Source organism: Mesorhizobium sp. P3_A9, from assembly GCF_056402975.1.
The window spans coordinates 1-18,830 of the sequence record NZ_JBFUGJ010000006.1 but is presented as its reverse complement, the minus strand read 5'-3'; the positions used below and the strand labels follow the sequence as shown (position 1 = coordinate 18,830).

At 63.2% G+C, this 18,830-nt stretch carries 15 protein-coding genes; 10 read left to right on the top strand and 5 right to left on the bottom strand.

All coding sequences use genetic code 11. From position 1 onward, the window contains the following. Positions 1–96: 96 nt before the first annotated feature. The 3 genes from AC1DX0_RS02275 (at position 97) to AC1DX0_RS02265 (ending at position 6,600) form a co-directional block, all read left to right on the top strand. Positions 97–2,109 (top strand): acetyl-CoA carboxylase biotin carboxylase subunit, encoded by a 2,013-nt coding sequence (locus tag AC1DX0_RS02275; protein ID WP_477220295.1) that lies wholly within the window; start codon positions 97–99, stop codon positions 2,107–2,109. A gap of 107 nt (positions 2,110–2,216) precedes the next feature. Beyond that, positions 2,217–5,744, top strand: a complete 3,528-nt coding sequence (gene dnaE, locus AC1DX0_RS02270; protein ID WP_477220296.1) for a DNA polymerase III subunit alpha — start codon at positions 2,217–2,219, stop codon at positions 5,742–5,744. A gap of 52 nt (positions 5,745–5,796) precedes the next feature. Beyond that, the gene (locus tag AC1DX0_RS02265) at positions 5,797–6,600 is read left to right on the top strand and encodes an ion channel (protein ID WP_477220297.1); all 804 of its coding nucleotides are present in this window, start codon (positions 5,797–5,799) and stop codon (positions 6,598–6,600) included. A 3-nt stretch (positions 6,601–6,603) separates the two neighbouring features. Here the strand turns inward: AC1DX0_RS02265 and AC1DX0_RS02260 are convergent, their stop codons facing one another. After that, on the bottom strand, positions 6,604–7,485 hold the full coding sequence (locus AC1DX0_RS02260; RefSeq protein ID WP_477220298.1) for a DMT family transporter: 882 nt from the start codon (positions 7,483–7,485) through the stop codon (positions 6,604–6,606). 179 nt (positions 7,486–7,664) lie between these two features. On the opposite strand from AC1DX0_RS02260, the gene AC1DX0_RS02255 reads away from it, so the two are divergent. Continuing rightward, positions 7,665–8,171: a hypothetical protein gene (locus tag AC1DX0_RS02255; RefSeq protein WP_477220299.1), complete on the top strand. Its 507-nt coding sequence runs from the start codon at positions 7,665–7,667 to the stop codon at positions 8,169–8,171. A gap of 13 nt (positions 8,172–8,184) precedes the next feature. On the opposite strand, the gene AC1DX0_RS02250 is transcribed toward AC1DX0_RS02255, so the two are convergent. After that, on the bottom strand, positions 8,185–9,513 hold the full coding sequence (locus AC1DX0_RS02250; protein WP_477220300.1) for a DNA polymerase IV: 1,329 nt from the start codon (positions 9,511–9,513) through the stop codon (positions 8,185–8,187). 66 nt (positions 9,514–9,579) lie between these two features. Between AC1DX0_RS02250 and AC1DX0_RS02245 the strand changes: the two genes are divergently transcribed. Further along, a complete protein-coding gene (locus AC1DX0_RS02245) occupies positions 9,580–10,167 on the top strand; it encodes a GNAT family N-acetyltransferase (RefSeq protein WP_477220301.1) in 588 nt (195 codons plus the stop codon). A gap of 94 nt (positions 10,168–10,261) precedes the next feature. After that, positions 10,262–11,824 (top strand): hypothetical protein, encoded by a 1,563-nt coding sequence (locus tag AC1DX0_RS02240; RefSeq protein ID WP_477220691.1) that lies wholly within the window; start codon positions 10,262–10,264, stop codon positions 11,822–11,824. A gap of 99 nt (positions 11,825–11,923) precedes the next feature. Here the strand turns inward: AC1DX0_RS02240 and AC1DX0_RS02235 are convergent, their stop codons facing one another. Then, entirely contained in the window at positions 11,924–12,577 is a 654-nt protein-coding gene (locus AC1DX0_RS02235) for a hypothetical protein (protein ID WP_477220302.1), read from the bottom strand. Next, the gene (locus tag AC1DX0_RS02230; RefSeq protein ID WP_477220303.1) at positions 12,574–12,873 is read right to left on the bottom strand and encodes a DUF3572 domain-containing protein; all 300 of its coding nucleotides are present in this window, start codon (positions 12,871–12,873) and stop codon (positions 12,574–12,576) included. The genes AC1DX0_RS02235 and AC1DX0_RS02230 overlap by 4 nt, the downstream gene beginning before the upstream one ends. A 247-nt stretch (positions 12,874–13,120) precedes the next feature. On the opposite strand from AC1DX0_RS02230, the gene AC1DX0_RS02225 reads away from it, so the two are divergent. The 3 genes from AC1DX0_RS02225 (at position 13,121) to AC1DX0_RS02215 (ending at position 16,928) form a co-directional block, all read left to right on the top strand. Then, positions 13,121–13,492: a response regulator gene (locus AC1DX0_RS02225; protein ID WP_006334976.1), complete on the top strand. Its 372-nt coding sequence runs from the start codon at positions 13,121–13,123 to the stop codon at positions 13,490–13,492. Between the two features lie 33 nt (positions 13,493–13,525). Continuing rightward, entirely contained in the window at positions 13,526–14,899 is a 1,374-nt protein-coding gene (locus AC1DX0_RS02220; protein WP_477220304.1) for a PleD family two-component system response regulator, read from the top strand. 532 nt (positions 14,900–15,431) lie between these two features. Further along, on the top strand, positions 15,432–16,928 hold the full coding sequence (locus AC1DX0_RS02215; RefSeq protein ID WP_477220305.1) for an FAD-dependent monooxygenase: 1,497 nt from the start codon (positions 15,432–15,434) through the stop codon (positions 16,926–16,928). A 143-nt stretch (positions 16,929–17,071) separates the two neighbouring features. Here AC1DX0_RS02215 and AC1DX0_RS02210 read toward each other — a convergent pair whose 3' ends face one another. Continuing rightward, positions 17,072–18,019, bottom strand: a complete 948-nt coding sequence (locus AC1DX0_RS02210) for a GlxA family transcriptional regulator (protein ID WP_477220306.1) — start codon at positions 18,017–18,019, stop codon at positions 17,072–17,074. A gap of 88 nt (positions 18,020–18,107) precedes the next feature. Here AC1DX0_RS02210 and AC1DX0_RS02205 point away from each other — a divergent pair, with 88 nt between their 5' ends. Then, entirely contained in the window at positions 18,108–18,803 is a 696-nt protein-coding gene (locus tag AC1DX0_RS02205; RefSeq protein WP_477220307.1) for a DJ-1/PfpI family protein, read from the top strand. The last annotated feature ends 27 nt before the right edge of the window (positions 18,804–18,830 follow it).

Here is an 18,830-nt window from a genome sequence, read left to right as displayed (position 1 = left end):
GCAAATCGATTGAACGGCAGTGATTTGCATGGTCGGCTTGACCCCGCAAGCACAGGCCATAAAAGGAACGACCGACCGGAGGGGAATGACCTCAGCATGTTCACGAAAATCTTGATCGCCAATCGTGGCGAGATCGCCTGTCGCGTCATCAAGACGGCGCGCAAGATGGGGATTGCCACGGTCGCGGTCTATTCCGATGCCGATCGCGATGCCGTGCATGTCGAAATGGCCGACGAGGCGGTGCATATCGGGCCTTCGCCCGCCGCGCAGAGTTATTTGCTGCCCGAAAAGATCATCGCCGCCTGCAAGGAAACCGGCGCGCAGGCGGTGCATCCCGGTTATGGCTTCCTGTCCGAGCGCGCCGCCTTCTGCGAGGCGCTGGAAGCGGAAGGCATCGTCTTCATCGGTCCAAAGCCCAAGGCCATCAAGGCGATGGGCGACAAGATCGAATCGAAGAAGTTCGCCAACGCCGCCAAGGTTTCGACCGTGCCCGGCTGGCTCGGCGTCATCGAGAATGCCGACCATGCCGAAAAGATCGCCGGCGAGATCGGCTATCCCGTGATGATCAAGGCCTCGGCTGGCGGCGGCGGCAAGGGCATGCGCATCGCCTGGAATCAGTCGGAAGTGCGTGACGGCTTCGATCGCGCGCGTTCGGAGGCCAAGAGTTCGTTCGGCGACGACCGCGTGTTCATCGAAAAGTTCGTCGTCGATCCGCGCCATATCGAGATCCAGGTGCTGGCCGACGCGCATGGCAACGCGCTCTATCTCGGCGAGCGTGAATGCTCGATCCAGCGCCGCAACCAGAAGGTCGCGGAAGAGGCGCCGTCGCCGTTCCTCGAAGCCAAGACGCGCAAGGCCATGGGCGAGCAGTCGGTGGCGCTGGCGAGGGCTGTCGACTACCAGAGCGCCGGCACGGTCGAGTTCATCGTCGACAAGGACAAGAACTTCTATTTCCTTGAAATGAATACACGATTGCAGGTTGAACATCCGGTGACCGAGCTCGTCACCGGCATCGATCTGGTCGAACAGATGATCCGCGTCGCCGCCGGCGAAAAGCTTGGCCTGAAGCAAAGCGATATCAAGCTGAATGGCTGGGCGGTGGAAAGCCGGCTTTATGCAGAGGATCCATACAGGAACTTCCTGCCGTCGATCGGCCGGCTGACGCGCTACCGGCCGCCGGAGGAAGGGACATTCGGCGATGTCGTCATCCGCAACGACACCGGCGTCACCGAAGGCTCCGAGATTTCGATGTTCTATGACCCGATGCTCGCCAAGCTGTGCACCTGGGCGCCGACGCGCATCGAGGCGATCGATGCCATGTCGGAAGCGCTCGACAGTTTTGTCGTCGACGGTATCGAGCACAACATCCCGTTTCTGGCGGCGCTGATGCAGCATCCACGCTGGCGGGAAGGACAGATATCGACGGCATTCATCGCCGAGGAGTATCCCGACGGTTTTGCGCCGATCGTACCCAACAGCGAGGAAAAGGCTGTTCTGGCGTCAATCGCCACAGCGGTGGAGCTGCTGCGCCGCGATAGGCTCGACCGGCTGGGCGGGCGGCTGGCCCCGCATTCGGGTGCGCTCAAGCGCGACTGGGTGGTGAAGATCGGCGAAGAGTATCTCCAGGCGTCCATCCTCGAAGGCATGATTTCGATCCCGATGGAGATCGACCTGTCGATCGACGGCGGCAAGGCGCTGACCGTCTCATCCGACTGGCGGCCGGGCGACCTGATCTGGCGTGGCACGGTCGGCAAGCGCAGGGTTGCCGCTCAAATCCGGCCAGTCGCCAACGGTCTTCGCATCGCCTGGAAGGGCATGTCGGTGGCCGCGCGCGCCATGCTGCCGCGCACCGCCGAGCTGGAACGGCTGATGCCGGAGAAGGTGGCGCCGGACACGTCGAACCTGCTGCTCTGCCCGATGCCCGGCCTCGTCGTGTCGATCGCCGTTACCGAAGGCCAGGAGGTCAAGGCCGGCGAGACTTTGGCGGTGGTCGAGGCGATGAAGATGGAAAACGTGCTGCGCGCCGAGCGCGATCTCGTCGTATCAAAACTCAACGCCAAGCCCGGCGACAGTCTTGCGGTGGACGCGGTGATCATGGAATTCGCCTGAGCAGCTGGGAAGCCTGTGGTTGACGGGTCGTTTGTGCTGGACTGGCATCGCGCCGTCCCGGACAATACATCTCCATCGACTCAAGACCTTAGGCAGCGCGAGAAACCATGGCGGATGACAGACTTCCACGCGATCCCCTGAAGCGCGAAGCCGCGATTGCGGCGGCGCGGCCGGAGGTACCGGCGCGGCCGTTCGTCCATCTGCGCGTGCATTCGGCCTATTCGCTGCTCGAGGGCGCGCTTCAGCTCGGCAAGGTCGTCGGCCACGCGGTCAAGGACGAAGCACCGGCGATCGCCGTCACCGACACCAACAATCTGTTCGGCGCGCTCGAATTCGCGCAGAAGGCGGTCAAGGACGGCATCCAGCCGATCATAGGCTGCCAGATCGCGCTCGCCTTTTCCGGCGAAAACAGCGACGGCCAGCGCGACCGCCGGCGGCAAGGCCCGGAGATGCGGCCGGTCGTCCTGCTCGCCGCGACGGAAGCCGGCTATTCCAATCTGGTTCGGCTTGTCAGCGGCGTCTATCTGGAAACACCCCCCGGTGAGGCAGTGCACCTGACCACCGAGACGCTGACTGGACAGAGCGATGGGCTGATCTGCCTCAGCGGCGGACCGCGCGGCCCGATCGGCAACGCCTTGAAGGAGGATCGCCGCGATCTGGCCGAGGTGCGGCTTCTGACGCTCAAGGCGCTGTTCGGCGACCGGCTTTATGTCGAACTGGATCGCGTTGCGGGCTACGACCGGGTCATCGAACATCAGACAATCGATCTCGCCTACGCGCACGAACTTCCGCTGGTTGCCACCAATGAGGCTTTTTTCTCCTCGCGTGACGACTATGAGGCGCATGACGCGCTGATCGCCATTGCCGAGGGCACCGTCGTTGCCGTCGACAACAGACGTCGGCTGTCGCCGGACAATTTCCTGCGCAGCCAGGCCGATATGGCAAAGCTGTTCGCTGACCTGCCGGAAGCGATCGACAACACCGTCGAGATCGCACTGCGCTGCTCCTACTATCCAAAGACCCGCAGCCCGATCCTGCCGCGCTTCACCGGCGGTGATGCCTCCGACAAGGACGCAGCCGAAAAGGCCGAGGCCGCGGAACTCGCCCGCCAGGCGCGCGAGGGGCTCGATGCCCGGCTCGCGCTGCACGGACCGACGCCGGGCTACACGATCGAGCAATATCGCGAACGGCTCGAATTCGAGCTCGGCATCATCGAGAAGATGAAATTCCCGGGTTACTTCCTGATCGTTGCCGACTTCATCAAATGGGCCAAGGCGCAAGGCATTCCGGTCGGGCCGGGCCGTGGTTCGGGCGCCGGGTCGCTGGTCGCCTATTCGACGACCATCACCGACATCGATCCGCTGCGTTTCTCGCTGCTGTTCGAGCGCTTCCTCAACCCCGACCGCGTGTCGATGCCCGACTTCGACATCGACTTCTGCCAGGATCGCCGCGAAGAGGTGATCCGCTACGTCCAGCAGAAATACGGCCGCGACCAGGTCGGACAGATCATCACCTTCGGTACGCTGCAGGCCCGCGCCGTGCTGCGTGACGTCGGCCGCGTGCTGCAGATGCCCTATGGCCAGGTCGACAAGCTGTCGAAAATGGTGCCGCAGAACCCGGCCAATCCGGTCAAGCTGGCGGATGCCATCGCCAATGAGCCGCGCTTTGCCGAAGAGGCCGAGAAGGAGCCGATCGTCCAGACGCTGCTCGACATGGCGCAGAAGCTCGAAGGCCTCTACCGCCACGCCTCGACACACGCCGCCGGCATCGTAATCGGCGACAGGCCGCTGTCGGAGCTGGTGCCGATGTACCGCGATCCGCGCTCGGACATGCCGGTCACCCAGTTCAACATGAAATATGTCGAGCAGGCCGGGCTGGTGAAGTTCGACTTCCTCGGCCTGAAGACGCTGACCGTGCTGGAGACGGCGGTGAAACTGATCCGCCGCCGCGGCATCGACATCGATCTGGCGACGATCCCGCTCGACGACCCCGACACCTACGCCATGCTGTCGCGCGGCGAAGTGGTCGGCGTGTTCCAGGTCGAAAGTGCCGGCATGCGCAAAGCGCTGATCGGCATGCGGCCTGACTGCATCGAAGACATCATCGCGCTGGTCGCGCTCTACCGCCCGGGCCCGATGGAGAACATTCCGACCTACAACGCCAGAAAGCATGGCGAGGAGGAGATGGCGTCGATCCATCCCAAGATCGACCATCTGGTGAAGGAGACACAAGGCGTCATCGTCTACCAGGAACAGGTGATGCAGATCGCGCAGGAGCTGTCCGGCTATTCGCTCGGCGAAGCCGACCTTCTGCGCCGCGCCATGGGCAAGAAGATCCGCGCCGAGATGGACAAGCAGCGCGAGCGCTTCGTCACCGGCGCTGTCGAGCGCGGCGTCAACAAGCCGCAAGCCGACTTCATTTTCGACCTGCTGGCCAAGTTCGCCGACTATGGTTTCAACAAGTCGCATGCCGCGGCTTACGCCGTGGTTTCCTACCAGACCGCCTATCTCAAGGCGCATTATCCGGTCGAGTTCCTGGCGGCGTCGATGACGCTCGACATGGGCAACACCGACAAGCTGGCCGACTTCCGCCAGGATGCGCTACGCCTTGGCATCGAGGTTCTGGCGCCGTCGGTGATGACGAGTTTTCGGCCTTTCGAGGTCGGCGAGAACCGCATCTATTATTCGATGGCGGCGCTCAAAGGCGTCGGCGACGCGGCGGTCGAGCATATTGTTGCCGTGCGCGGCGAAAAGCCGTTCAAGAACCTCGCCGATTTCTGCGAGCGGGTTGACCCGAAGGTCGTCGGCAAGCGTGTCTTCGAAAGCCTGATCATGGCCGGCGCGCTTGACTGTTTCGGCCACGACCGCGCCCAGATGCTGGCCGGCGTCGAACGGATGATGGGCCTGGCGTCGCTCGCCCAGCAGAATGCCGTTTCCGGCCAGGCCGATATTTTCGGCGCCTCGCTGGGCGCACAGTCGCAGGCGCTCAATCTGCCGGCGACGGATCCCTGGCTCGCCGCCGACCGGCTGCACCGCGAATTCCAGGTCGTAGGCTTCTATCTCTCGGCCCATCCGCTCGACGAATACAAGGCGGCGTTGCAGAAGATGCGGGTGCAGAACTGGGCGGAGTTCTCCGCCGCCGTCAAGCGCGGCGCTGCCGCCGGCCGCCTGGCCGGCACGGTGACCAGCAAGCAGGAGCGCAAGACGCGCACCGGTAACAAGATGGGCGTGGTGGCCTTTTCCGACACCTCCGGCCAGTACGAGGCCGTGCTGTTTTCTGAAGCATTGGCCCAGTACCGTGATCTCCTCGAAGCCGGCCGCTCCGTCGTCATCACCGTCGCGGCTGAGGACAGGCCCGAGGGCGTCAATTTGCGCATCAACTCGGTGCATTCGCTGGAAGACGAGGCAAGCCGCATCCAGAAGGCGCTGCGCATCTTCGTCAGGAACGATGGGCCTGCCTCGATCATCCAATCCCAGCTTACCCAGCGCGGCGAAAGCCAGGTGAGCATCATCGTCATCAAGGAAGAGGCGCAAGGCGAGGTCGAGATCGCCTTGCAGGGCGGCTACCGCGTCTCGCCGCAGATCGCCTCGGCGATGCGCGCGGTGCCCGGCGTGGTCGAAGTGGAATTGGTGTGACCGCGGCCCCTGGCACGCTTCTGCATCTGCCGCCCATGTCATCGCGATCGGCATGAAGGCCGCGGACAAGCGCGCATCACAGGATCGTTCCGCGCTGGCGCGGCTGCGCCATAGGCTGCGAAAGCTCTATCATGGGCGCACGCCGGCCGCCTTCCAGTTTCAACTGGTGGCAATCGTCATCGATTTGGCCATCATCGCCTTTTTCATCGCGACGCCCGTCATCCAGCAATCGGCCTCGTTCCTGTGGCTGGACTATGCGGTGGCGGCCCTTGTCGGCGCCGATCTGATCGCCAGGCTGCTGGCGTCCAACGATATGCTGCGCCTGATGAAGCAGCCGACCTCCTGGGTGGATGTCTTCATCCTGCTGACGCTGCTGATGCCGACGGCGCTCGCCAATCTCGGTTTTCTGCGCATCCTGCGGCTGTGGTCGCTGTCGCGCAGCGGTTCGATCTGGCGGCATTTTGAAATGCGTGGCCTGCGGCCCTGGCGCGAGGCGAGCCACGCGGTCATCAACCTGTTGACGTTTCTCTTCGTCATCACCGGCTTCGTCTACACCTTCTTCTTCCGGACCGGTGCAGGGCTCGAAAACTACATCGACGCGCTTTATTTCACCGTCGCGACGGTAACGACGACCGGCTTCGGCGACATCGTGCTGCCAGGCATGGCCGGCAAGCTGACGGCGATCGTCACCATGATCATCGGCATATCGCTGTTCGTCAGGCTGGCGCAGGCGATCTTCCGGCCGGCCAAGGTATTCTTTCCCTGTCCGCAATGCGGGCTGCAGAGGCATGAGCCGGATGCGGTGCACTGCAAGGCCTGCGGGCATGTTATCAACATACCCGACGATGGGATCTGACGGCTAAGACGCCGCCACTTCAGCCGCTTGCACCGGCTTGCGCTGCAGATTGAGCAGGTTGCCCATCAGGATGAGCAGCGCGCCACCGGCGGTGAAGGCGTCGATCTGTTCCTGGTAAAGCAGCCAGCCGACCAGAGCGGACAAGGGTACGCGCAGGAAATCCATCGGTGAGATGACGGTCGCGTCGGCATAGGTGAGGGCGCGGGCCATGCAGAAATGCGACGACATGCCGGTGAAGGCGATGAGCAGGATCCATGGCCAGAGCTCGAGCGATGGAGTGCGCCATTCATAGAGCGCCGGGATGAGGCCGACGGCCGACTGGATGACCAGCATCCAGAAGATGATGCGCACGACGCTATCCGTGCGCGTCAACGACTTTACCAGCACCAACGAGATGCCAAAGCAGACGGCGGCGCCCAGCACGACGAGGTGTCCCGGATCGACGGCGCCGACGCCGGGACGAACGATGACCACCACGCCGATCAGGCCGAGCACGACTGACGCCAGTTTCGGCCGGCTCAGCCTTTCGCCGAGAAACGTCACCGCCAGGATCGCCGTCCAGATCGGCGTGGTGAATTCGATCGAGATCAGCACCGCCAGCGGGATCAACGTCAAGGCGTAGAGCCACGCCGCCTGGCCGGTGTAGTGGACGACGTTGCGGGCGATATGGGCGAGGGGACGCTGCGTGCGCATCGCCGCAAAGCCGCCGCTCGTCAGCACCAGCGGCAAGAGGATGAAGAAGCCGATCACCGAGCGCAGTTCCAGAACCTGGAAGACGTTGAGTTCGGCCGTCGTGGCGCGGCCGGCGATCGACATCCCCAGGAACGAGGTAATCGACAGCGCCATCCAGAACGCGGCCTTGGGGATCGAGGGGGTGGGTGCCATGGCAGCTATCTCGCAGGCCGCGGCTTTTGCCGCAATCGCTAGCTGATGCATTCTTCTGGGCCAGTTGCGGTGAAACCGTCATGCTGTTGGCGGAACCTGAGACGGCCCGGGGGCGTTGAGTCGCGATATTTTGTGCGTGCTTTGCAAACCTGCCTTTCAATATCGACAAGGAGAGTCTCATGAGACCATTCGCGCAAGTCGCGCTCGCTGGCTGCCTGGTGATCGCCGCCGGTGCTGCTCATGCCGACGAGACCAAGTTTCTCCAGTCGTTCAAGGGTAATTTCGCCGGCAAGGGCACTGTCCAGGTGACCACGGACGTGCCGAACGTCAGTGTCTCCTGCAGCTTCAAGTCAAATGCGACCGCAACCTCGCTCTCGCTGGATGGCAATTGTCGCGGTCTCGTGGTGGTGTCGCGCGCCATCAGCGCCAATCTCAAGGTCACGGGCGCGAAATACAGCGGCATCTATGTCGGGTCCCGCACCGGACCGGCACAGCTAAACGGCAGCCGTTCAGGCAACGCGATCAATCTTGGCATCCGCTGGGCGCAGGAGGTCAACGGCGATCGCAAGGCCCGGATGACGGTCGAGAAGCGAGGCGAGAATGGCATCCGGCTGACGGTCATCGACACCGATCCGAAAACCGGCAAGAGCGTGGTGACGAGCCGGATCGATTTGACGAGAGTCTAGCGTCCCGGAAGGTTCAGTCTTCCAGCGGTTCCGGCGGGTGGGCATCGCGGCCCCTGCCGAATGTATAGCCGGTTTCCACCGCCTTGCGGCCGAACTTGTCGCGCAGCGCATCGATGGCGCCTTCGGCCATGGCGCGCTTGCGCGACTGCACGTCGACCAGATCCGGCGGATCCGCCTTGTTGTCATCGGACAGGTCGCTGACGCCGATGCCGAGCAATCGAAATTTCGTTCCGTCCGTTTCCTTGCGAAGCAGCTCGACTCCGGTCTGAAAGATGCGGTCCGCGAGCCGGGTCGGGTCGCCGAGCTGGCGGTTGCGCGTGCGCAGCTTGAAATCCTGGGTCTTCAGCTTCAGCACCACCGTGCGTCCGGCAATGCCCGACTTTTTCAGCCGCGCCGAGACCTTTTCCGAAAGGCCCCTCAGCACCGCGACCAGTTCATCCAGCGATGCGATATCAGTGTCGAATGTGGTTTCGGCCGATACGCTTTTGGCGTCCTGGTCAGGGTCGACGCGGCGGACGTCCTCACCGCGCGAAAGCCGGTAGAGCCGGTCGCCCATCGTGCCGTAGCGGCGCATCAGGTCGCCACGCTCCATCTTCTGAAGCTGGCCGATGGTGCGGATGCCGTCGCGCTCAAGCGTGGCGTTGAAAGCCTTGCCGACGCCCCAGATCATGGTCACCGGCTGCACCGCCAGGAAGCCGACCGCCTCGGCCTCGCCGATGACGGAAAAACCGCGCGGCTTGCGGAAGTCCGAAGCGATCTTGGCGAGGAATTTGCAATAGGAGAGGCCGGCGGAAACGGTGATGCCGACCTCCTTCTCGACGGCCAGCGCAAAGCGCGCCAGCACCACCGCCGGTGGCAGGCCGTGCAGCCGCTCGGTGCCGGCGAGGTCGAGAAACGCCTCGTCGATCGACAGCGGCTCGACCAGCGGCGTCAGCGCTTGCATCATGGCGCGCACCTCGCGGCCGACACGTACGTATTTGTCCATGTTGGGTGGGATCACGACCGCCTCGGGGCAGGCCTCGAGTGCCTTGAACATCGGCATGGCCGAGCGCACGCCCCGGATGCGGGCGATGTAGCATGCGGTGGAGACAACCCCGCGCTTGCCGCCGCCGATGATCAGCGGCTTGTCCTTGAGCGCCGGATTGTCGCGCTTTTCGATCGCGGCGTAGAAGGCGTCGCAGTCGATGTGGGCCAGATGCAGCCGGTAAAGCTCTGGATGGCGGGCAAGGCGAGGGCTGCCGCAGCGCTCACAGCGGCGCGTTTCACTGCGCTGAAACGTCAGGCAGTCACGGCAAAAACCGTGATCGGGATTGTTGACAGGGGCCGCCATCGCTGCGAACATAAAGAGAACAGAGGCAATGGTACGACAGTGCAGGGTCAGCGACAAGCTTGGCCTGGGGAGAACCGTATGAGCACGACCATAGTGCCGCTGGCGCCTGAGCTTTGGCCCGATTTCGAGGACCTTTTCGGCAAGCAGGGCGCTTGCTATGGCTGCTGGTGCACGCATTTCCGGTTGGCGCCGGTGGCGCGGCGCGAGAGCAGCCGCGAACGCAACAAGGACCACATCAAGGCGCGCATCGAAGCCGGCCCGCCGCCCGGTCTGCTGGCCTTCGAGGACGGTAAGGCGGTTGGCTGGATGCAGATCGGACCACGCGCCGACGTGCCCGAATGGAACAACAAGGGCAGGGGTTCGGCGCCGATCGATCCCGGCGACGCTTCCGATCCGGCCGTATGGGCGATCTCCTGCTTTTTCATCCGCGCCAAAGCGCGCGGCCAGGGCATCACCCATCGCCTCGTCGAGGGCGGCGTCGATTTCGCCCGCAGCAACGGGGCACGGCTTGTCGAGGCCTGTCCGATCGACCTGTCCCGGGACTCACGTTCGATCGGCCTGTTCGTCGGCTCGTCGGGGGTGTTCGAGAAGGCCGGTTTCGAGCGGCTCGTCGAGCGCAAGGCCGGCCGGCCGCTGATGCGGCTGGTGCTCAAACCGGCAGCTTGACTGTCATCATCTTGCAGTTGTGATGGTATTTCCCTACCAGAAGTACGAAACGTTTTTTGCCTTTTCGATCCAACGGAGAATTGCTGTGAACCGTATGTTGCCAACTGCCTTTACCGCGCTGCTGTTCTGCGCGCCCGCTTTCGGCCAGACCGTCGACAGCCAGGGGGCGAAGCAATTGTCCGATGACCTGTCGCGCTATGTCGGCAAGCAGGCGCTCGACAAGGGCATTCTGAAGGTCTCGGTCGAAGGCGCCGCTTACAAGATCGTGTTCGATTTCAAGGCGTTGGCGGCGAGCTTTCCAGACCAGAAGCTGGGGAAATTCGACTTTGCCCCTTACGCCTTGATGGTCAAGCCGCGCAGCGACGGCACCTGGGATGTCTCGATAGACTTTTCGCAGAGCGCGTCCTTCGAGTTCAACGGGCCCGAGGGGCTGCAAAGCACGCAGTTTTCGATCAAGGACGGCAAGGGTTCCGGCGTCTACGATTCCAAGCTGGCGGCCTTCATCAGCGGCGCCAGCTCGATGGCTGGCATGACGATCACTTCGAAGGATGGCAAGGAGCAGGTGGATGCCAGTGCCGGCGCGGCCACCGCGACCATCGCCGCCACCAAGGCCGCCAATGGCGGCGTTGATTTCACGACGTCGCAGAAAGTTTCGAATTTCGTCGAAGCGATCAAATTCAATGATCCCGAGAGCGGGCTGAATTTTCCGGTCACGGTGAAGTCGCCGGAATTGTCGGTGGAAGCCAGCGGCAAGGGCGTGCAGACCAGGCCGCTGCTCGACCTCCTGGCATTTGCCGTGGCCAATGAGGACGAGAAGACGCTGAAGGCAAACCAGGCGCAGCTGAAGTCGCTTCTGCTCGCCGCGCTTCCGGTGTGGGAGCGCATCGACGGCACCTATGGCTTCAAGGATTTCGCGGTCGACAGCCCGATCGGCACGTTTGGGGCGACCCAGCTCAGCACCGCGTTCGGCAGCGACGGCGTTTCCCAGAGCGGCAAGATCACCTATGGCATCAAGGCATCGGGGCTGACCGTGCCGCAGCAGCTTTTGCCGAGCTGGAGCGTGGCGCTGCTGCCCACCGATATCGATCTCAACTTCGGCGGCGCCAATATCGATCTCGACAGCATGGCGAAGAAGGCGATCGAAGCCTTTGATCTCAATCAGGATCCGCCGCTGTCGCCCGAGTTCGGCGACCAGCTCAAAGCCGACTTCCTGGCCAAGGCGCCGAAGGTCGTCATCGGCCACAGCACCGTGAAGAACAAGGATATGGAAATCGCGCTGGAAGGCGAGATGACAAGCTTCGGTGAGAAGCCCGACGCCAATCTTACGGTCGATGTCGCCGGCTTCGACAAGATCATGGAGCATCTGCAGGAAGCGGCGAAGGCTGAGCCGGAGCTGGGGCAGTACGTTCCCGTCGCTCTCATGGCCAAGGGTTTTGCCAAGACGCTGCCGGACGGCCGTCTGGAATGGGCTGTCAGCACAAAGGCCGACGGCTCGGTCACCGTCAACGGCGTCATGCTGAAGCCCGCCGATCCGGCGGTGGACGACAGCGTCGACGACAGTGACGGCGCCGACGACAGCAGTGGTGGCGACAATGGTGGTGGCGCCAATAGCGGCGGCAGCGATAATGGCGGAGCCGGTGCGAAACTGAGTCCTTGAGAGTTCGGCTCTAGACTCCTGTTTGACGCAATTCCCAAGGGAAAAGCGCTACGCGCTTTTTTCCCGGGAAAACCGTTTCACACTTTTCCTGGAATTGCTCTAGAGCCCCAGCGCGCCCACGATCTTCGGCGCGGCTTCATGCCAGTCCTGGACGACGATCACATCGTCCGGGACCGCCGGCAGGAACGCGCGTAGCGAATTGTCGGCCATCAGATGGAAAAGATTGGCGTCGGTGACCGATTCTCGCACCGACGCCAGATTGTGCGGCTGATCGTCGACGAACACCACCGGCCGGCCAGCCTTGCCGCGCAGCCTTGCCACGGCCGGTCCCTTGGCCATTTCGGTGGTCAGCAGCGGATAGTTCAGACCCAAGGCATCGAGATGGGCGCGGCGCACGGCACGATGCCTGTGCGGCATGGCCGTCAGCAATATGATTTCCGCGCGGTCACCGAGCCCTGCCAAGGCTTCCGCGGCGCCGTCGGTGATGCTCTGCCAATCGGCTTGCGCGTCGAAGAAATCGCCCAGGAGCGTCGTGACTTCGGGCTGTTCGATCAGGCGACCGCTGGCCGTTTCGGCAATGTTGCCGGTCAGCCGGAAGGACGCCAGCGTCAGGCCATAGCCGCGCGACTTGAGGAAATGCGGGAAGGGGCGGATGAATTCGAGCACGACGTCGTCGACGTCGAGCACAAGCAACGGCCGGTCGTCGTCGGCCAGTTCCTCGATCTGGCGCGCGGTCTCTGGATCATCGCTCATATGGAATGCTCATGGTTGTCGTCGCCGAGCGGCAGGGCGCGCAACGCCTTGCCGACGGCGGCCGGCGGCGTGCCGGTCTCCTCGGCAAAGCGCATCAGGGTCGGCTCGTGGGCGAGAATGAACTGCAGCACGCCGGCCAAAAAGCCAGACTCGCCGGCGGCCCTGCGGATCGAATGCGCCTCTATTCCGGTGATCGCCAGAAAGCGCGGCAACAGCTCCGGATCGGAGGCGACGAAGCCCAGCGCCTTGACGGCAAGGGTTTCCGCCTCTTCGCGCATTGACGCCGCGTTTGCCATCACTACCTTCGGTATGTGGAATGAGTCTCTTCCGCAGTAATGGCAAGAATTGCTTGCGGCAAGCCTTTACAGCGCGGCGCGCCGTTTGGACGCGCAGGAAGGCGAGGTGGAATTTGTGCTGCCTTGCAGCCCGAGGGTTTCCGTTTCGTCAATCATATTGCCGTATAGTGAAGCAGGGTTTGGTGCGTTCAACCAGGGGCGCATGACGGCCACCTTCGATCGGAAGGACGGCCGGGACGGGATGTCGATGCCTAAGAAGGTCATGATCGTCGAGGACAATGAGCTCAATATGAAGCTCTTTCGGGACCTCATAGAAGCGAGCGGCTACGAAACGGTGCGCACCCGTAATGGTCTGGAAGCGCTCGATCTGGCGCGTCAGCACCGGCCCGATCTCATCTTGATGGACATCCAGCTGCCCGAAGTGTCGGGGCTGGAAGTGACCAAATGGCTGAAGGAAGATGACGATCTGCACGTCATTCCGGTCATCGCGGTGACCGCCTTCGCCATGAAGGGCGACGAGGAACGCATCCGCCAGGGCGGCTGCGAGGCTTATATTTCAAAGCCGATCTCGGTGCCGCGTTTCATCGAAACCATCAAATCCTATCTGGGCGATGCCTGATGTGCCATTCCAGCCGAGCCGGAGCCTTGTGAAATGACCGCGCGGATCCTCGTCGTCGACGACATCCCTGCCAATGTGAGGCTGTTGGAGGTCCGGCTGCTGGCCGAATATTTCGAGGTGCTGACCGCCACCAACGGGCCAGACGCGATCGAGACCTGCGAGAACGGCAAGGTCGATGTCGTGCTGCTCGACGTGATGATGCCCGATATGGACGGGTTCGAGGTTTGCCGCAGGCTGAAGAGCGATCCGGCGACGTCGCACATCCCGGTGGTGATGATCACCGCGCTCGACCAGGTGTCCGACCGTGTGCGAGGGCTCGAGGCCGGCGCCGACGATTTCCTGACCAAGCCGGTCAACGACCTTCAGCTGATGACGCGCGTCAAGAGCCTGGTCCGGTTGAAGTCGCTGACCGATGAACTCAGGCTGCGTGCCTCGACGACGCGCAACATCGGCATCGAAGAGCTGCTGAGCCGCAATTTCGCGTCGGAAGACACGACGCCGAAAGTGCTTTTGATCGACGAGCGCAAATCGTCGGTCGAGCGCATGCAGAAGATGTTGCGTGATCGCGCCGATCTTGACGTCAACAGCGATCCGCATGCCGGGTTCTTCCAGGCCGCCGAGACGTCCTATGAATGCGTGATGATTTCGACGGCCTTCGCCGATTTCGATCCGCTCAGGCTCTGCTCGCAGCTGCGCTCGCTCGACCGCACCCGTTTCGTGCCGATCATCCTTTTGGCGGATGAGGGCGAGGAGGAGCGCATCATCCGCGGCCTCGAACTCGGCATCAACGACTATCTGATGCGGCCGATCGACCAGCAGGAGCTGACGGCGCGGCTGCGCACCCAGGTGCGCCGCAAGCGCTACAACGACCAATTGCGTGCCAGCGTCACCCAGACCATCGAGATGGCGGTGACGGACGGCCTGACCGGGCTGCACAATCGCCGCTATCTTGACAGCCATCTGCAGACGCTTTTCGACCGCGCCGTGGCGCGGCGGCGGCCGCTGTCGGTAATGATCACCGATCTCGACCGCTTCAAGTCGATCAACGACGCGCACGGCCATGATGGCGGCGACGAGGTGCTGCGGGAATTTGCCCGGCGGCTGCGCAAGAATGTCCGGGGTATCGATCTTGCCTGCCGGTTCGGCGGCGAGGAGTTCGTGGTGGTGATGCCGGACACCGATGGCGCAGTGGCTGAAAAAGTGGCCGAACGCATCCGCGCCGAAATCGCCCAGATGCCGTTCGCCATCGGTACCGATGGCAAGACGATCGAGGTCACCGTCAGCGTTGGCGTGTCGTCGGTGCTGAAGGGCGTGGATACGGTGGCGGCGCTGATGAAGCGCGCCGATCTCGCGCTTTACGAAGCCAAGAGCGGCGGCCGCAACCGCGTGGTTGCCAAGGCGGCGTAGTCCTCCGCGCCTGATTGTCCGGTCAATCCAACAAGGTTAGCCATTTACCTTAATCCAAGCGATTCGCGAGCCTTGGTTAAGAAACTGTTGATTTTCATAAGCTCTTGCGCAAATGTGCAGTGCAAGACGAAGCCGGCACGAGGATAGATAGCCGGCTCGATCCCTAGAAATACCCCATGATGCTCAGGTCCGCCGCATCTCCTGGGTCCGTGGGGTCGGCCGGCCGGCGCTGGCACATAGTGGCCTCCTCGTACCGCTGCCAAACGCCGACCGGCCCCCTTTGTTTCAAGCCTGCGTAAAAGCCCCGAAAGGGGCTTTTTTCTTGCGCGGAAGAATCTGAATAACGTTTGCTGGGCAGTGGCGGCTTCAGCTGCGGCGGCGCGACTGCGAACTGCCGTTTTGGGCTGTCGTTCATCCAGGGCAAGGAGAGGACCTCTCTCCACTTTGTACATATGGCGCACAAGGGGCTTGCGGCAAGACCCACCTGTTCCCGTAAAACCGCGGCCCCAGCCAGCGGAAACGGGAGATGAGAATGGGTGTTGTGTCGCCAGCAGACGGATTGCATCGGGATCATGCTGTGGTCATCGTCGGGGCTGGTCCGACCGGGTTGATGCTGGCCGGCGAACTCGCTTTGGCCGGCATCGATGTCGCCATCGTCGAGCGCCGCCCGAACCAACAGCTGATCGGCTTGCGTGCGGGTGGCCTGCACGCACGCACCATCGAGGTGCTTGATCAACGCGGAATTGCCGACCGGTTCCTCTCTCAGGGGCAGCGCTTCCCGACCGTTGGCTTCCACATGATCCGGTTGGACATCGGCGATTTTCCCACGCGGCATAACTATCTGCTGGCGCTGCGGCAAAACCATATCGAGCGGATATTGGCCGACTGGATCAGCGAATTGGAGGTGCCGATCTACCGCGGACAGGACGTCACTGACTTCGCGCAGGACGATGACGGCGTCGATGTGGAGCTGTCCGATGGCCAGCGGTTGAGGGCGCAATACCTCGTCGGCTGCGACGGAGGACGCAGCACGATCCGCAAGGCGGCGGGCATTGAGTTCGCCGGACAGGATCCGACGATGAGCTGGATGATCGCCGAGGTCGAAATGTCTGGGGAACCGGCATTGGGCTTTCGCAGCGACGCCTACGGAATTCACGCGATAGGCAAGGTCGAGGAAGGCGGCCGGGTGGGTGTCGTGCTGACCGAGCGGCAACTGACGATCAGCGGCGAACCGACGCTGGGCGATCTCAGCGAGGCGCTCGTCGCGGTCTACGGTACCGATTTCGGGGTCCACAGCCCGACTTGGCTCTCCCGGTTCACAGATACGACACGCCAGGCCTCCGCCTACCGCGACAGACGCGTCCTGTTGGCCGGCGACGCCGCGCATATCCATCCGCCGATGGGCGGGCAGGGGCTCAACATCGGTGTGCAGGACGCGGTCAATCTTGGATGGAAATTGGCCCAGGTGGTCAAGCGGATCTCACCGGAAAGCCTGCTCGACAGCTACCATGCCGAACGCCATCCGGTCGCCGCGCGCGTCTTGCGCAACACGATGGCGCAGGTTGCGCTTCGTCGTACGGATGCCAGCACCAAGGCATTGAACGACATCTTTGCCGAACTGCTCGGCATGGAAGAGCCGCGCAAACGGATCGCCGCGGAGATGTCCGGCCTGGATATCCACTACGATCTCGGCGTGGGACATCCGCTGCTTGGGCGGCGATTGCCCGACCTCGACCTGGTCACCGCCGGCGGTCCGGTGCGGGTCTTCAGCTTGCTGCTCGATGCCCGGCCGGTGCTTCTCAACCTCGGTGAACCAGGCAGGCTGGACATTGCGCCCTGGGCGGATCGGGTTCGGCGGATCGACGCGTCATATGCCGGTGCCTGGGAGCTTCCGGTGCTCGGGACGGTCGCCGCGCCCGACGCCGTCTTGATCCGGCCGGATGGCTATGTGGCCTGGGTTGGGATTGGAACCCGAGAGGGGCTGGCTGAGGAGCTGACCACCTGGTTCGGACCGTCCGCCGCACGTTAGCGACACGCCTTAGAGTAGAGCAGTTCACCGTTTCACGGAAACGGCGAACCGCTCTAACCCCTTGTTTTGACGCAATTCCGGACGGAAAACCGTTTTACACTTTTCTTGGAATTGCTCTAGGAATGGTGCCGCAGGCCTTTGGGTCAGAAGCGTTCGCGATAATCGCGCGGGTTTGTGCCGAGGACGCGTAGAAAGCCGCGCCGCATCGTTTCTTCCGACCCGAAGCCGCAGCGGCGGGCCGTCCGGTTGACGGCCTGGCCCTGTTCCAGCATCCGTCGCGCCGCCTCGATCCGGATCTCCTCGATCGCGCGTGCAGGTGTGCGGCCCGTTGCCTCCCGATAGTGCCTGGAGAAACTGCGCGGGCTCATATTGGCGCGCTCGGCCAGGTCCGGCAGCGAAAGGTCGCCGTCCAGATTGTCCTGAATCCAGCCATGCAGCCGGTCGAAGCGTTCGTCGCCTTGCTGCAGCTTGAGCGTCTGGCTGAACTGCGCCTGGCCACCGGGTCGTTTCAGGAAGACCACCAACTCGCGTGCCACCGCAAGCGCCACGCGCCGGCCAAGGTCGGCCTCGACGAAGGAAAGGGCGAGATCTATGCCCGCCGTGACGCCTGCCGACGTCCAGACATTGCCGTCACGGATGAAGATCGGATCGGGTTCGAGGCGGACCGCTGGAAAGCGCCGCGCGAACTCGGCGCAGCGTCCCCAGTGGGTAACCGCACGCCGGCCGTCGAGCAGTCCTGCCGTCGCCAGAAGCATGGCGCCACTGCACACGGAAGCTGTTCGCGTGGCGTCGTGCGAGCGGCCGATGATCCATTGGACGAGTTGGGGATCCTCGCAGGCTGCGTTGACGCCCCATCCGCCAGGCACGATCAGCGTGTCGATCTCCAGCCCGTGCACCGGCAGCGCCGCTGCCTCCAGCACGAGACCGGCCGATGTCCTGATCTGCGGCGAGGCGGCGACGACCGCGACCTCGTAGGGAACTGGTTCGCCGGCCTGCGTCCTGAAGTCGTTGGCGCTGGCGAAAACCTGCAGCGGCCCGCTGACATCGAGGAGCTGGATGTCGGGATAGGCAAGAATTTCGATACGGCGCATGGCGATTTGGCTTGAAACGAGGGATGATTGGCGATCGTGCCAAAGCATGATGCCTTAGGTTGACCGGAGTCAACCTATGGAGAGTTCCATGAGCCTTCGTTTCGGCATCCTCGTCTTCCCCAATGTCCAGCAGCTCGACCTCACCGGCCCTTATGAAGTCCTGGCATCGGCAAAGGGCGCCGAGGTCGAATTGATCTGGAAGGATCGCAATCCGGTGATGTCGTCGACGCGGCTGTCGCTCAACCCAACGGCGACCTTCGACGATTGTCGGCCTCTCGATGTGCTGTGCATTCCAGGTGGCGGCGGCGTCAATCCGCTGCTGGAGGACCAGGCCGTCCTCGATTTCGTGCGGGAGCGTGCTGCGCAGGCACGCCATGTCACCTCGGTATGCAGCGGCGCCCTGGTGCTTGGTGCCGCCGGCCTGCTCAAAGGCAAGCGGGCGACGACGCATTGGTACGCGCATGATTTCCTCGCCGAGTTCGGCGCCATTCCAGTCGACGAGCGAATTGTCGAGGACGGAAACCTGATAACCGCCGGCGGCGTCACCTCGGGGATCGATTTCGGTCTCGCTTTGGTCGCCAGGCTTCTCGGTCAGGCCGAGGCCGAAACGGTGCAGCTCTCGCTCGAATATGCCCCGGCTCCTCCGTTCCAATCGGGCACGCCCGCACAGGCTTCGCCTGCCGTGCTGGCGGAGGCAAAGAAGCGGCTCGCTGGCTCGAGGCGGGTTCGCGAGGACATGTTCGCGCGCTGGCGCGCCACGCGCGCAGCCGTCACGCCGGCGTAAAGCCAAGCATGAACTGACGGGCCGAAC

Bases quoted from the DNA above. Each gene is read 5' to 3' on its own strand.
- AC1DX0_RS02245 (WP_477220301.1), top strand. From the start codon at position 9,580: ATGAGCACGACCATAGTGCCGCTGGCGCCTGAGCTTTGGCCCGATTTC.
- AC1DX0_RS02230 (WP_477220303.1), bottom strand. From the start codon at position 12,873: ATGGCAAACGCGGCGTCAATGCGCGAAGAGGCGGAAACCCTTGCCGTC.
- AC1DX0_RS02260 (WP_477220298.1), bottom strand. From the start codon at position 7,485: ATGGCACCCACCCCCTCGATCCCCAAGGCCGCGTTCTGGATGGCGCTG.
- AC1DX0_RS02250 (WP_477220300.1), bottom strand. From the start codon at position 9,513: ATGTTCGCAGCGATGGCGGCCCCTGTCAACAATCCCGATCACGGTTTT.
- AC1DX0_RS02265 (WP_477220297.1), top strand. From the start codon at position 5,797: ATGAAGGCCGCGGACAAGCGCGCATCACAGGATCGTTCCGCGCTGGCG.
- AC1DX0_RS02275 (WP_477220295.1), top strand. From the start codon at position 97: ATGTTCACGAAAATCTTGATCGCCAATCGTGGCGAGATCGCCTGTCGC.
- AC1DX0_RS02235 (WP_477220302.1), bottom strand. From the start codon at position 12,577: ATGAGCGATGATCCAGAGACCGCGCGCCAGATCGAGGAACTGGCCGAC.
- AC1DX0_RS02225 (WP_006334976.1), top strand. From the start codon at position 13,121: ATGCCTAAGAAGGTCATGATCGTCGAGGACAATGAGCTCAATATGAAG.
- AC1DX0_RS02210 (WP_477220306.1), bottom strand. From the start codon at position 18,019: ATGCGCCGTATCGAAATTCTTGCCTATCCCGACATCCAGCTCCTCGAT.
- AC1DX0_RS02205 (WP_477220307.1), top strand. From the start codon at position 18,108: ATGAGCCTTCGTTTCGGCATCCTCGTCTTCCCCAATGTCCAGCAGCTC.
- dnaE (WP_477220296.1), top strand. From the start codon at position 2,217: ATGGCGGATGACAGACTTCCACGCGATCCCCTGAAGCGCGAAGCCGCG.
- AC1DX0_RS02240 (WP_477220691.1), top strand. From the start codon at position 10,262: ATGTTGCCAACTGCCTTTACCGCGCTGCTGTTCTGCGCGCCCGCTTTC.
- AC1DX0_RS02215 (WP_477220305.1), top strand. From the start codon at position 15,432: ATGGGTGTTGTGTCGCCAGCAGACGGATTGCATCGGGATCATGCTGTG.
- AC1DX0_RS02220 (WP_477220304.1), top strand. From the start codon at position 13,526: ATGACCGCGCGGATCCTCGTCGTCGACGACATCCCTGCCAATGTGAGG.
- AC1DX0_RS02255 (WP_477220299.1), top strand. From the start codon at position 7,665: ATGAGACCATTCGCGCAAGTCGCGCTCGCTGGCTGCCTGGTGATCGCC.